Here is a 13,252-nt window from a genome sequence, read left to right as displayed (position 1 = left end):
GCGATCATTGTGGAGCGAAAGGCGACCATTTAAGTTTATAGCCCTTCTAAAATCAGGCAATCACTGCCTGCTGAGCCCGCGTTTTTGGCATAAACCATGCTGCCACAACCGAGAGGCTCATAATCGCTGCCAGCACCAGATACAACAGCGTAAACTCGCCGGTATTGTCATGTACGACAGCAATCAACCAGTACGCCACGGTGGCAACGCTCAGGCCAAGTGTGTATTTCATGGCGTAAAAGCGGGAACGCCATTCGTCGGCAGCGTAGTGACCAATCAGCCAGTCATTGACCGGAATCTGTCCGAAGGTGAAAAACATCAGGCAGATCAAAACAGGGATCAATGCCATGCCGGAGACCATAGAGGCCAGTATCAGAAAGATCACCTGCCCCAGTGCAATCACGAGCAGCAGCGAACGCGCAGGCACCCGGTCGAGCAATTCACCAATCACCATCTGCACCGTCGCTGCTAAGACAAAGATAATGGTGGCCACCATGCCGGTTTGTCCCAGAGAACCGGAAAAGGCGGATTCAACCATTTTAGGCAGTGCGGTGGTCATGCTCTGGAACACCAGTCCGCCCAGACAGGCAATGACCGCAATGCCCATAAACAGTTTGATCATCGATCGTCTGTCCAGACTTTCAGTGTCACGACCATTGCCTTTTCGGTTAATGGCAGACACATCACCCGACACCCAGGAGTAAGCAAAGCCGCTTAAGACACAGACAATGCCGGGAATAATAAACGCCGCCTGCCAGTTAATCATCTCGGAGATAAAGGCGGTCACAATAGCAGCCGACGCCAGTCCGATATTGCCAGCCACGCCATTAACAGCAATGGCCCGACCGGTTTTTTCAGCCGTACTGAACACCACGGCTGTACCCACCGGATGATAAATAGAAGCAAACAGGCCAATGGCTGCAACACCCGCCGCCAGCTGCTCCGGTGTTTGTGCCAGGGCGGTGAGAATGGCAGACAAACCCATGCCGTAGAAATAGACGTTCATCATACCGCGCTGACTCCAGCGGTCACCCAGCCAGCCAGAGGGCAGAGAGCCCAAACCGTAGGCCAACACTCCAAGGCTTCCGTATTTGAGCAGCTCTGCATAACTGAGACCCCACTCTTTTTGCAAGACAAGCACGACGGTGGGGAAAATCAAAACAAAAAAGTGGTCAAGGGCATGACCCAGGCTCATCACCTGAAAATGAAACTTGCGTTTATCCATACAGGACTCGACTGTGTATCGCTCCAGCAAAATGATGCGGCGCAGTCTACCTTGTTCTAAAATGGCGAACTGTCTCATTTATGACGACTCTTTGCCCATATCAGACAACCAGCCATCGTGAAGTGAACCTGTCGTGACCAGCACCCATGCTTTGCCCTCCCAGCTAAATACACCGTTTATCGCCTATTCTGTTGAATACCCAAATGGTCATGTGAATGAATGGCATTGCCATAACTATGCCCAGTTACTTTACGCCTGTCATGGTGTGATGGTGGTGAATGTGCCGGGTAACCTGTGGGTCAGTCCGCCCCAGCGGGCTATCTGGGTTCCGCCAAGGGTTCCCCATAAGGTCACTATGCATGGGCGGGCGGAAATGAAAAGTTTATATATCCGTTCTGAAGATTACTCTGGACTGCCGGAATCCAGCAGTGTTCTCAGCGTTTCGCCATTGCTTCGGGAGCTATTGGTTCACCTGTCAGAGCTGCCGGAAAACTTTTCCTACGACAGCAGCCTTGAACGTTTACTGCTGGTAACCATAGACCTGCTAAAGCTCTCGCCTTCTGTTCAACTCAGTATACCCAAGTGCACTAATAAACGACTACAGCCTGTTTGTCAGGAAATTATGCGGCACCCGCACAACAGTGAAACACTGGAGCAGTGGTCAGAAAAAATTCATATCAGCAGCCGAACAATGAGCCGATTGTTCAAATCCGAGCTGGGCATGTCGTTTGTGCAATTCCGGCAGCAGGTGCGATTAGTGGAATCGTTAAAAAGACTGGCCAGCGGCGAACCGGTGACCAGTGTTGCAATGAATGTTGGTTTTGCCAGTCTGAGCGCTTTCAACCGACTGTTTAAGAATTACTTTGGTACAGCACCCGGCCAGTTCTTTGATTAAGACGCCGGATCAGTACTCTCTTTCATCTTTAGTTTTTCTTTCAATGCGTCAACTCCAGCCGCACACTTTCTTGTTCTGTGGCTAAAATTGGCCACCTTAATATTTTGACGTGTTTCATCCAGCATGCTGATGTTTGCCCATTTCTCCCAGGCATTACTGGCGATCTGAGACACTCCGGCAACAGCGCCCAGAGCTATAGCGGATGCTCCCAGCTGAGGGACAAGCAGAATAGACGGCATCAGGCTACAGAGCAGACTTTTCCAGCCCGGCATTACTGAACGTTCCGATAACTTCCTGTAGTGCTCTTCGCTGTATTGAAGCCTTACAGCGGCCTGACCCAAAGCATTGACATCTTCACTGTTGCGAGCCCGGTTGATCAAATCGTATTGATAACCTTTATCTGAAAATCGCTGGCAGGCATTCAATACATTCCCTGCCAAATGAATCGCTGGCGCTGCAGCGGCCAACCCCAGAGTTCCCAGTGTTACATTACCGGTTGTGTTTATCCCGGCTTTTCCAAGAGCTGACTGGAAAGGACCGGCAACCGTCTTGATAGCCACATCCCGTTCGGCAATGGTTTTGACCGGAGGTAGAATGTAGCTGACGGCATGAAACAGCTGCTCCCTGATTCCACTCAGGCATCGCCCCGTATGCTCAAGCAAAGCGGACGGCTGATTGTAAACCAGCTTGCCAAACGCCATAACCGTTTCCCGGGAAGACGGGTTGGCCGCAACCGCAGCCGCTAATGAACTTCCAGCAGTCAAACCAATCGCTGGAAGTAATGGTACTTGCTGATGTGGCATACTCATTGTCCTCTCAGCTCCGGATGAAGTGCTTCCAGGCGATCCATACGTTTCCCCATTAAATAAAGATCCCTGCGAGCGTTTAACAAATCCCTCTTTGTGGTGACATGATTTATATTCTTTTGTGTCTCTTGAACCATGCCTTTGTTTGCTGAACGCTCCCAAAGGTTACTGGCTACCTGTGAAGCGCCCGCTACAGCACCTACAACCAAAGCAGCAGCACCCAGCTCCGGTGCTAATAAGATGCCAGGGACAGCTGCCATCAGTAATTGTGTCCACGTGGGTAATACAGAGCGTTGGGCGAGTGTCTTGTATCTTCGTCTATCTGCCTGTAAAGCCAGTTCTGCATGGTCTAAAGCTGCTACAGAATCTCGATGAGCACCATTCAGTGCATGATCAACTCTATGATTCTGCGCACGACTCTGCAGATAACGCTGACAGGTTGTCACACCCGTTTTAGCTACATAGTACATGGGGGTCATGCCTGCCAAGACCAGTGTACCCATGCTGGCAGTACCGGATGCGCCACCCAGAACCGGACGTAAAAAACCGGGAAGGGCAACCTGCCGTTCAGCCAGAGGTTTTAATGAAGGAACAAGATAGCTAGCAACGTTAAACGTTTGATTTCTGACCCCATTGATACCTGACATTGCAGTATTCACCAGAGAACCCGGAATACTGCACAACGTTTTACCAAAAGAAGAAACACTCGAGCCGAGAGTATCCCTTGCTCCATTATTTGCTAAAAGCCCGCTGGCAAGAGAGAATCCTGTCGTTATCCCTACCGTTTGTAGCTTTGAAAATCCATTTCCTGCACCATCCATACCTGACCTCCATTTATTTCCCGGTCTCCATATTTCCCTCTCTCAATGCACTAACCAGCAAAATGCCTTGCAAATCAAAAGCAAGAGAGTCGTGGTCTTTAAACCCTATTCGTTAGAATATGGACAGCGGATAAAGGGGGATAGTTCAGGTCATTAAACGCTCAGACCATCAGAATCACTAACGACCCGGTCAGACATGCTGACGATAGGAAGCTGTTCATGATCTTTCCTCAAAAGATTATGAACAGCTTGCAAGATCTGATAACGGATTTAATTGCGGTAATAATTGTTGTACTGGTTAAAGAAGGCCATACCCAGATTTTCTTCCAGAGCCGCCAGACCAAACAACATGGTTGAAAAATCAACGGCCTGTATAGAGCCAGCCTTCCATTGAGGGTGGTCGTAACTATAACGCCACAGCACAACACTGCCATCTTCCAGACGGTAATGAGCCTTCTGCCGGTCATCCCGGTACATGGCAATCAGGTCGTTGCGAGCACGATCATACTGGGGCAAAAAGCCTGCAAGAATGTGCGGTGATACCACCATGTATTCATTACTGGAGCGATCCCCGTCTTTACGGATGCGATCAACACAATACTTATTGTCACGACCAACGGGCTCGCCCTGGGCATTCCGGTTTGGGCAGGAGCCTGCACCACTGCCCCACTCATAAGTCTCTCGATCTCGCATTGGCTGATCTTGCCACCAGGCAAAGTCAGCTTGAGCCGCATTGTTTGAAGCCTGCTGATAAACGTCAGAGGCTCTTATCGGATTCCAGACTGCTACGTAACCAGCAAGCTGATTAATGGTTGAAGTAACCCTTTACCCCGGATTCCGGCGTTATGAACGAACTCAAAGAAGCCGAGGTACAAAGGTAAGCTTTCCTGAGAAATCCCCCTGTGAGGTCTGAGCCATGAACGGAGCAATGACCAGAAGCCTTCCATGGTGTTCACGTGTACTTCATAAATACCATCCTTGTCATCATCCCGGGCGTACTCGCTTTTACCATGACAGACAGATTTATGCTTGTAACCCCACTCTTCAAGGGAGTTGTAAATGCTGTATTCATCAGTGTAAGTTTGGGTTCCCTTGGCTACATGCTTCGTAATGAAAGGCTTTATGGTGGCTTTTCGAACATTATCCAGCATGTTGATAATGACCTGACCTCCTCGCTGAATCATTCCCAGAACGGGAGGCTTGTCTTTTTCGAGAGTTCCTCTGCCCGGAGCTCCTTTTAATCTTCTTTTTCGGGGAGGGCGCGATAGATTTTTTTAAAGCTTCAGGATGTCCTTTGTGACCTGCGACGATGTACACCTCGTCGAACTCTACCTCTCCCTCAAGAGTAATGTCAGGCTTGCGTTTAACGACAGAGGTTCGCAACAAGGTTGTCATTTCATGTACATCACTCAGTGAAAGGTCAAGTTCTTTAGAAATCTGGCTGTTGGAAACATTGAGTCCCATCAGGTACAGACAGGAAACCCACACCTTAAGAGGCTGATGATGCCCAGCAAAGACAGTATTAGTCAGGTCATCAAAGTAGCGGTCACAATGTTTGCATTGATAGTGTTGGCATTCAGTTTGTACCGTGTCATGCCCGTTCTTTTTTACATGGCCTGAATCACAATGGGGGCAATGAACCACCCCGTCAGGCCAGCGGTTTTCACGGATCATTTCAAAGCAAGTTACATTGCTGATGAGTTCTGAAATTTTACAAATATTCACTGCGTGATCAGCCATTCGCAAGATTTTGATGAAGTGTAGCTCAGCAGTCTGGAATCCGATAAGAGCCTTTATTGATACAGATTCACTTTTGATCATAAAACACGCATTCAGTACAACCAAAAAGTGCAGGACTTGCCTGCACAACGGTTACGTCTGTTCGCCACAAACAGCACACTGAAACGATAAAATGATTCAAAAAAAGCCCCAACACCGATCCATAGCATTGAGGCTTTTATATCAAATCCGGTTTAAGACTTATTAGTCAACCAGTTTGAATTCAGCCTTCTGAACGTCGTCAGAAGAAGTACCCACGAATACGTGGAAGTCGCTTGCTTCAGGACCCCAGGTCATGTCACCACGGTAGAATGACAGATCTTCTGCGGTCAAAGTGAAGGTAACGTCTTTGGATTCACCTTTTTCGAAGTGAATCTTCTGGAAGCCTTTCAGCTCTTTAACCGGACGGGTTCTGGAGCCTACCAGCTGACGGGTGTACAGCTGAACCACTTCTTCACCAGCGAAGTCGCCGGAGTTAGTAATGGTAACAGATACACTCAGTTCGTCGTCTTTGATCTTCAGAGTGTCAGAAGACAGTTTGATGTCACTGTAGTCGAAGGTGGTGTAGCTCAGACCGTGACCGAAGGCAAACAGCGGAGTATTTGGAGAGTCATCGTAGCGGCTCTTGTAATGCTCCTGACGCTGATTCTCGTTGTCGGCATCGTATGGACGACCAGTGTTCTTCATGTTGTAGTAGATTGGAATCTGACCAACAGAACGCGGGAAGGTCATCGGCAGCTTACCGGACGGGTTGTAGTCACCTACCAACAGGTCAGCAATCGCGTGGCCACCGGAAGTGCCCGGGTACCAAGCGTGCAGGATAGCGTCCAGGTTCTCGTATTCCCAGCTCAGGTCGTTAGGACGACCGGACATAACAACACCAACCATTGGCTTGCCGAGCTTCTTCAGCTCTTCCATCAGCTCGCGCTGGTTACCAGGCAGGGTGATTTCAACACGGGAAGCCGCTTCACCGGACATGCGCTGTTCTTCACCAATCGCCAGAACGATAACGTCAGCTTTCTTGGCTGCTTTAACCGCTTGTTCAATGTTGCGCTTGAGAGCCGGCTTGCCAATTTCATCACGCGCTACAGAGCGAATACCGATGTGCGGAGAAGTCTCATCTGCATCATGCAAGTGAGCGTAGGTAGCACCACCATGGCGACCAGCAGTGTGAATCTTCACACTTTTACCCAGACGCGCTTCCAAACCTTCTTTGATAGAAACAGGCTGGTTACGACGGTCACCGGCAGCCGCCCAGTTACCAATCATATCTTGCTTACGGTCAGCCAGAGGACCCAGCAGAGCGATGGAGTCAATCTTATCCAGATTCAGAGGCAGTGCGCCGTTGTTAGACAGCAGTACGGAAGACTTACGAGCAGCGTCGCGTGCCAGTTCCAGGTGCTCATCAGTCAGGATATCGGTTTCTGCACGATCCTTGTCGAAGTAACGGTAAGGATCTTCGAACAGACCCAGACGCCATTTCATTTCCAGAATCAGACGGACAGAGTGGTCGATTTTCGCTTCGTCAACCTTACCTTCAGCAACCAGCTCGGCCATGTAATCCATGTAGGACTTGCCTACCATGTCCATGTCGGCGCCAGCGTTGAATGCGATTTCGGCAGCGTGCTTGTCGTCACGAGCGTAGCCGTGAGGCACCAGTTCGTTCACAGCGGTGTAGTCGGTCACTACAAAGCCTTCGAAGCCCCACTTGTCACGCAGTACTTCCGTCAGCAGGTAGTGAGAACCTGAGGCAGGAATACCATTCAGGTCGTTGAAAGAAGTCATTACGGTAGCGATACCGGCGTCAACCATGGCCTTGAACATTGGCATCTGGCTGGACCACAGTTCGTAGTCGGATACGTCGGTGGTGCCGTAGTCACGACCCGCCTGAGACAGACCGTAGCCTACCATGTGCTTGGCAGTCGCCATCATGGTGTCGGTGTCAGACAGGTTGTCGCCCTGGAAACCTTTCACACGGGCAACAGACATTTGGGTAGCGAGGAACGGGTCTTCACCCGGCGCTTCGGATACACGACCCCAGCGAGGATCGCGAACCAGGTCAGCCATTGGTGCAAAAGTCCACATGATGCCGTCAGCGGTCGCTTCTTTTGCCGCTACACGCGCACCTACTTCCGCCACTTCCAGATCCCAGGAAGCGACTTCACCGATAGACTGTGGGAAGATAGTCTTGTGACCGTGGATGATGTCGTGACCGATGATAATCGGGATACCCAGACGGGATTCTTCAACCGCACGTTTCTGCAGGTTGTAAGCGCGCTCGTAAGTGAAGTTGTTGAATACAGAACCCACTTTACCTTCAGCGACCCAGTCTTCGTACTGGTGGTTTACCTGGGAACCGGTCACCGCCATGATACCGGACTGAAGGTCCAGCTGGCCGATCTTTTCTTCCAGGGTCATTTTGGAAATCAGGTCAGAAATGAACGCATCCATTTCTTTTTTGTTGTCGTTCCAGTGTACGACAGAGGCAGGCTGCTCCATGCGAACAGGGTTCATTACAGAACCGAAATTGGATGCACTCGTTGACGCAAAAGCAGAAGAAGCTGCAATTGCACAAGAGATTGCAACTGGGAGAAGTCTCAGTTTCATAGTCACTCTAGTTTTGTTTGCCAGTCTTGAAAGCGTGGCGGGCGCTTCACCCGTCGGCATCCGGGCAGCAGATTGAATCATTGTCGAATGATCACGGGAGGGTTGCTGCCTGATGCATTGATTCAGTTGAATTAGAACTTAACGTTGAAACCAAACTTGAAGTACAGGGTTTCGCGGTCACCGGAGCCTTCATTTACATAACCATCGTCGTCTTCATACTGTTCACCGGTTCTCCAGCCGAGGTTGGCGATCAGGTCGAAGTTACGGTTCAGAGGCAGGTTGTTGTTGACTTGCCAGTTGGTGTAGCGAACGCCACGACCGTTATCCTGACCATTCTTACCTACATTTACACTGAACTGGGAACGCATACCATTGCTCCAGCGATGAGCAACAGATGGTTTGATGTTGCGGTTCCAGGTGTTGTTCGGGTTGTCATTTTCAGTGAAACCCATTTCCAGACTTACGTTCGTCGTACGGTTCAGACGGTAAATGTAAGTCGGGTTGAAGTTATAGGCCTTGTTATAAAGGCGAGGATTGTTGTTACCGTAGTTTTCAGTTTCAACATAGCGGAAGTGACCGGTAATGTTGAAGGTGTGATCACCCATGCGGTAGTTAAAGCCCGGCTTGATGGTATAAGCCTGCTCTTCAACCGGGCCACCATTACCCGGGGAGCCGTCTGGAAGGCGGCCACGGTTGGCATCAATCGTTCTTCTGATCGGGAAGGCCATGAACCAGCTGAAGTTCGGGCTTACATAGGTGTCAAATCGTGGGTTAATGGTGGCAGTCAGGCGCTTACCCAGATTGTCATCCATATCACCATCACGATAAGTCAGGTTACGTTCGTTAATAACGTAGCCCACACGAAAACGGTCATTAATGCTAGTACTACCATCAATCAGGAAATTAGTATTCTGAGTCTTACCCTGATTATCAAAACGGTTCTCAGTGTGTTCGGCACCTATGAAAATACGGGTACGCAGCGGAGCCTGACGCTGCTGAGGACGGCGGGTGCGATTGGCGTTGGCTTCCATGTTGTAAGCATCAAACACGTCAGCACTCAGTTCCGGCAGATTAAAACCATCATCTGTCTGATAATCCATTGCGACTGCTGGCAAGGCAAAGGAGCCAAGCATAAAAGGAAGTAATAACTTTTTCATAATGGTAATACTGCCGAAACCTAATCCGTTATCCGTTGCTAAATCGTTGCTTTTGAGAAGACTTATTCATTGTCGTGCATTGGCGAAACACACTTCACCATTCAGGACGTGCTGAAATATTGAATGCAATAGACATCAATCGCGTAAGTTTAATTACTGACATGTTTGTCGAACTTGCATAAATGGCGTGTTTCTTTTGCCATATCCAAAAAGCAAAGCGAATATAATGGGTTCGTCGAAGCGCATCAATATGCTGAAAATTTCAGGAAACAATAGCAATTTCTTTGAAAGCCTTTGTTTAAGCGGTCTGCAAAGAAAATAAGCAATTAACAAAAAATATCATTTAATTGATCTATATCATTCGAACTGTCAATTTCAGTTATAAACCCGCGCCATACAAGGGCTACAGCAATGTTTTAAAATACACAAACACTGTAACAAAGCCTAAAACAAGCTAGCTTTTTGCTAATTAAATGTGACGCTAATTGCTAAAAATTGATCTGGATTTGTATTAGGTTTTGTTTTTATTTTTCCGAAATCGTTAATCCTTGACCCATTTAGCGAAATTTCGTATCGTCGCCTCGCTTTGTAAACATTTCGATTATTTCTGGTTGTTGCTGAATAGCAGGTAAGTTCAACACTTATTAACACTGTGAAAGTTCTGGTGATATCAACGGATCAAGCCAGTTTTTTTCAATCAGCCACCACAGCCATCAGCCTACAAAGAAGCATGGATTTAAGTATGAATAAAGCTGTTAAAACTTTTGCTCTGAGTGCTATATCAGTAGCCTTGTTGTCCGGGTGTGTTTTGGATGACAAGTATGATGGTGGTTCTACTGGTGGCGGCGGTGGCGGTGGTGGCGGTGGTGCAACAACAGCCATCTTCCGAGTTTATGGCTATGGTGACTACAACGTTAAAGAGTTCGATCTGTACGCCGTTGGGCAGGGTGGCAACGAAATCAAAATCCAGCGTGATGATGTAACTACTGGAACAGCAGATAACATTAAAACCGAGTGGTTTGCGTCAACAGAAGAAGATAGCCCAATCCTCGTAACTATTTCAGATGATGCTCCTGGTAGCATTATTGCTAAAGCAGATGCCAACTACGACTACACTGCTACCACGAATGAAGGTAAAAATGGTGGAGGTACCGTTCGTGCCCGCATTTTCCCTCAGACTTTACCTGAAGCAGGCCAGCGCATTACCGTTGAAATTCCGGGCTCGGAACCGCTGGACATTACTGAACTGTACACCACCTTAGCCGGTGGCACCGGTGAGCAATGGATCAAACTCCCTATGAGTTGTTTCGAAGGTGCTGATTTAAGTACTGGTACAACTCCATTTAAAATTACTTCCGAGTCTAACCTGAAGTTTGCATTGAAAGATGTAGCTTTACGCTCCAATACCTACACGGAAGACTTCACTTTTGACTGTGCTTTAAGCAATGAAATTGCAGAAGCTGAGGTTTACTCTCGCGATGTAGAAGGAAATGTAACGGGATGGGCTTCTAATGCTTCCGGACTCAGTCTCTCTGGTGGTTCACAAAATGGCGCAACCGTTGCCGTTGGCGGTACCGATTACCACGGGCATCTACTGACCTTTGGTACAAATGGAAATGCTGGCCTGCACTTTACCGCCCCTAAAGTTGATGAGGCTGACGTATTCACAGATCTGAGTGCATACAGCACTGCCAAATTACGCTTTAACATGATTGTTAATGATACTGTCGAAGACCTCCCTGATTTCAAAGTCAGAATGGTGGGCGAGAAGTTGGTACACGAGAAAGAAGAAGATGGCACATGGACAGGCAATAGCGCATACACTTCAACTAATTCTGCCGAAGTTGTTATTGAAGCTGACACCTTAACTAAAGGTGCAGTAAATGTTGTTGAAGTTCCATTCTCCGAGCTTTTTGCAGGTAATGCAGCTGGCCAAATGCTGGTTAACCTGCCACGTAACATCAATCGCCTGACCATCATGGGACAGGGTGGCACACAAGCTGCCGGTGGTGATAAATATCAAGGCATGACCATGCACATTTCTGATATCGAATTTGTGAAATAACTTTCTCGTAAGTCATTACCTCGTTCCCACGCCTTGCGTGGGAACGCCCTTCCCTCCAGCTTCTCAGATAAAACGCAATCATCCCTGACCGGCATTCTGCCGCTCAATGCAGGAACCTCGCCAAAGCCACCTGATACACTTCATTCCTATTTCTTTTGCCTACCGCAAGCACATTGACTGTTATGGTTCCGTCTGAAACCGAGTACACCAGCCTGTAGCCCAGTTGCTTTAGTTTTATCTTGTAACCACCCGATACTTCCTCAGATGAAAAATGAGCTTCAAATGGCAGTTACTTAACACACCGTTTCGATGCATCCGGGCTGTAGGTTGCAGCTTAGGGTAGTGGCAGGCAAAAACATACCATCGTCATCCCCGCCTTCGCGGGAATGACGGTAAACTGCATGGCTGAAAATCCATAATAGTCCGATCTAAAATCCATAATAGTCCGATCTAAAATCCATAATAGTCCGATCTAAAATCCATAATAGTCTGACCTGAAATCCATAATAGTCCATGCTAAAATCCATAGTAGTCTTACTTAAAATCCATTTTGGACGGATGACTTTATCATGCCCTATATTGCACGAGGCATAGAGCAGTACCTTCAGGAATGCCTGACCGACACCCCTGTTGTGGTGATTACCGGCCCTCGTCAGTCAGGTAAAACCACTCTTGCCCGACACTTTCTGGATCGGGCTGAGCATAAGGGAAAAGGCAGCTATCTCACACTGGACGATGAGAACATTCTCTCCATTGCCAGAAATGACCCCATCGGCTTACTGCGCAGCCAATCGCGACCAATCATTGTTGATGAGGTACAGCGAGCGCCCGAACTGATCCGAACCATCAAATTATTAGTTGATGAAGATCGCCAGCAAGGTTCGTTCATTCTGACCGGCTCTGCCGACCTTATGACTTTGCCAACACTGGCAGACTCTCTGGCCGGACGTGCCGAGTTTGTCACTCTGTATCCTTTCAGTCAGACAGAGCTAAAAGCGGCATCATCCAACTCACAAGGGTCAAAGGATATTATTCAGCAACTGCTTGCACCTGATTTTGACCCCGAGCCTGCCATTACACTTGAATACAACGAAGTGGTTTCAGCCATTGTTCGTGGTGGGTATCCAGAAGTTCAACAGCGATCCCCCGGACGTCGCACCCGTTGGCATCGTGCATACTCAGACGCTATTGTCCGGCGTGATATAAAAGAAGTGTTTCAACTGCAAAAGCTGGATGAAATGGGGCAGTTGCTTAAACTATTGGCTTCTATTTCTTCAGAAACCCTGAACTATGCCAGCCTTGGTAAAGCAGTACAGATGGACAATAAATCGGTTCAAAAGTACGTTTCGGCGCTGGAAAACTTGTATCTGATCAAACGCATTCCAGGCTGGCACCGAAATGAGCTCAAACGTGCCATCAAGCAACCAAAAGTTCACTTTATTGATACCGGCTTACTTTGCACCCTGAAAGGTATTAATGAAGCCGCCATTCATAAAGATAAAAACCTGATGGGATCACTGATGGAAACCTGGGTGTGCACTGAACTATTGAAGTCAATGGCTGTGAGTGAAGCTGATTGCCAGTTGTACCACTATCGTGACAAAAACAAACGGGAAGTGGACTTTATTCTCACTGAACATAATGCACGAGCTACAGGCATAGAAGTCAAAGCTGGCATGACCATCAAACGAGAAATGTTTGCAGCTCTGGACATGCTCATCGAAACCAAAAGCATTCAGCGGGGCATCATCATTTACAACGGAGATAGGATTCTTCCGTTCTCGGATAACCTGATTGCAATTCCAGCAGGGTTCCTGCTGAGATAAATGCTATACCCTTATCGAAACCAATTGACAGATTTCTCATTCAGTCATACTATTTGTCGAAACGTTTATAT

Annotated in this window: 10 protein-coding genes and 1 pseudogene; 3 read left to right on the top strand and 8 right to left on the bottom strand. The window is 48.2% G+C overall.

Annotated features, from left to right (window positions below):
- Positions 1-52: 52 nt before the first annotated feature.
- Positions 53-1,225 (bottom strand): MFS transporter, encoded by a 1,173-nt coding sequence (locus tag EZMO1_RS03525; RefSeq protein WP_034879839.1) that lies wholly within the window; start codon positions 1,223-1,225, stop codon positions 53-55.
- Positions 1,226-1,358: 133 nt separating this feature from the next.
- Here EZMO1_RS03525 and EZMO1_RS03520 point away from each other — a divergent pair, with 133 nt between their 5' ends.
- Positions 1,359-2,120 carry an AraC family transcriptional regulator gene (locus EZMO1_RS03520; protein ID WP_034879718.1) on the top strand — a complete coding sequence of 254 codons (762 nt, stop codon included), beginning with the start codon at positions 1,359-1,361 and terminating at the stop codon, positions 2,118-2,120.
- Here EZMO1_RS03520 and EZMO1_RS03515 read toward each other — a convergent pair.
- The 7 genes and pseudogenes from EZMO1_RS03515 to EZMO1_RS03485 all read right to left on the bottom strand — a co-directional run bounded on the left by EZMO1_RS03515 (position 2,117) and on the right by EZMO1_RS03485 (position 9,290).
- Complete coding sequence (locus tag EZMO1_RS03515; protein WP_145912454.1) at positions 2,117-2,923, bottom strand: hypothetical protein; 807 nt, start codon at positions 2,921-2,923, stop codon at positions 2,117-2,119. The genes EZMO1_RS03520 and EZMO1_RS03515 overlap by 4 nt on opposite strands.
- Before the next feature lie 2 nt (positions 2,924-2,925).
- Positions 2,926-3,747, bottom strand: a complete 822-nt coding sequence (locus EZMO1_RS03510) for a hypothetical protein (RefSeq protein WP_145912453.1) — start codon at positions 3,745-3,747, stop codon at positions 2,926-2,928.
- Between the two features lie 270 nt (positions 3,748-4,017).
- Positions 4,018-4,440, bottom strand: a complete 423-nt coding sequence (locus EZMO1_RS03505; RefSeq protein WP_034879715.1) for a hypothetical protein — start codon at positions 4,438-4,440, stop codon at positions 4,018-4,020.
- Positions 4,441-4,532: 92 nt separating this feature from the next.
- Positions 4,533-4,949: pseudogene (locus tag EZMO1_RS27170) on the bottom strand (IS1595 family transposase); the annotation flags it as partial.
- A complete protein-coding gene (locus tag EZMO1_RS27165) occupies positions 4,888-5,421 on the bottom strand; it encodes an IS1/IS1595 family N-terminal zinc-binding domain-containing protein (protein WP_236632012.1) in 534 nt (177 codons plus the stop codon). The gene EZMO1_RS27165 and the pseudogene EZMO1_RS27170, both read right to left, overlap by 62 nt.
- A gap of 309 nt (positions 5,422-5,730) precedes the next feature.
- Positions 5,731-8,040 (bottom strand): beta-glucosidase BglX, encoded by a 2,310-nt coding sequence (gene bglX / locus EZMO1_RS03490; protein WP_236632096.1) that lies wholly within the window; start codon positions 8,038-8,040, stop codon positions 5,731-5,733.
- Positions 8,041-8,264: 224 nt separating this feature from the next.
- Positions 8,265-9,290, bottom strand: a complete 1,026-nt coding sequence (locus tag EZMO1_RS03485) for a hypothetical protein (RefSeq protein WP_034879710.1) — start codon at positions 9,288-9,290, stop codon at positions 8,265-8,267.
- Positions 9,291-9,942: 652 nt separating this feature from the next.
- Here EZMO1_RS03485 and EZMO1_RS03480 point away from each other — a divergent pair.
- Together EZMO1_RS03480 and EZMO1_RS03475 are read left to right on the top strand one after the other, a co-directional pair.
- On the top strand, positions 9,943-11,355 hold the full coding sequence (locus EZMO1_RS03480; protein ID WP_034879708.1) for a putative glycoside hydrolase: 1,413 nt from the start codon (positions 9,943-9,945) through the stop codon (positions 11,353-11,355).
- A gap of 569 nt (positions 11,356-11,924) precedes the next feature.
- Positions 11,925-13,181 carry an ATP-binding protein gene (locus tag EZMO1_RS03475; RefSeq protein ID WP_034879706.1) on the top strand — a complete coding sequence of 419 codons (1,257 nt, stop codon included), beginning with the start codon at positions 11,925-11,927 and terminating at the stop codon, positions 13,179-13,181.
- Positions 13,182-13,252 lie beyond the last annotated feature (71 nt).

Origin of the sequence: Endozoicomonas montiporae CL-33, from assembly GCF_001583435.1 — a bacterium.
In the GTDB taxonomy this organism is placed as follows: domain Bacteria; phylum Pseudomonadota; class Gammaproteobacteria; order Pseudomonadales; family Endozoicomonadaceae; genus Endozoicomonas_A; species Endozoicomonas_A montiporae.
The sequence above is the reverse complement of the archived record's forward strand: the minus strand, read 5'-3'. Positions and strand labels throughout refer to the sequence as shown.

Bases quoted from the DNA above. Each gene is read 5' to 3' on its own strand.
- EZMO1_RS03525 (WP_034879839.1), bottom strand. From the start codon at position 1,225: ATGGATAAACGCAAGTTTCATTTTCAGGTGATGAGCCTGGGTCATGCC.
- EZMO1_RS03515 (WP_145912454.1), bottom strand. From the start codon at position 2,923: ATGCCACATCAGCAAGTACCATTACTTCCAGCGATTGGTTTGACTGCT.
- EZMO1_RS03510 (WP_145912453.1), bottom strand. From the start codon at position 3,747: ATGGATGGTGCAGGAAATGGATTTTCAAAGCTACAAACGGTAGGGATA.
- EZMO1_RS03505 (WP_034879715.1), bottom strand. From the start codon at position 4,440: ATGCGAGATCGAGAGACTTATGAGTGGGGCAGTGGTGCAGGCTCCTGC.
- EZMO1_RS27165 (WP_236632012.1), bottom strand. From the start codon at position 5,421: ATGATCCGTGAAAACCGCTGGCCTGACGGGGTGGTTCATTGCCCCCAT.
- bglX (WP_236632096.1), bottom strand. From the start codon at position 8,040: ATGAACCCTGTTCGCATGGAGCAGCCTGCCTCTGTCGTACACTGGAAC.
- EZMO1_RS03485 (WP_034879710.1), bottom strand. From the start codon at position 9,290: ATGAAAAAGTTATTACTTCCTTTTATGCTTGGCTCCTTTGCCTTGCCA.
- EZMO1_RS03475 (WP_034879706.1), top strand. From the start codon at position 11,925: ATGCCCTATATTGCACGAGGCATAGAGCAGTACCTTCAGGAATGCCTG.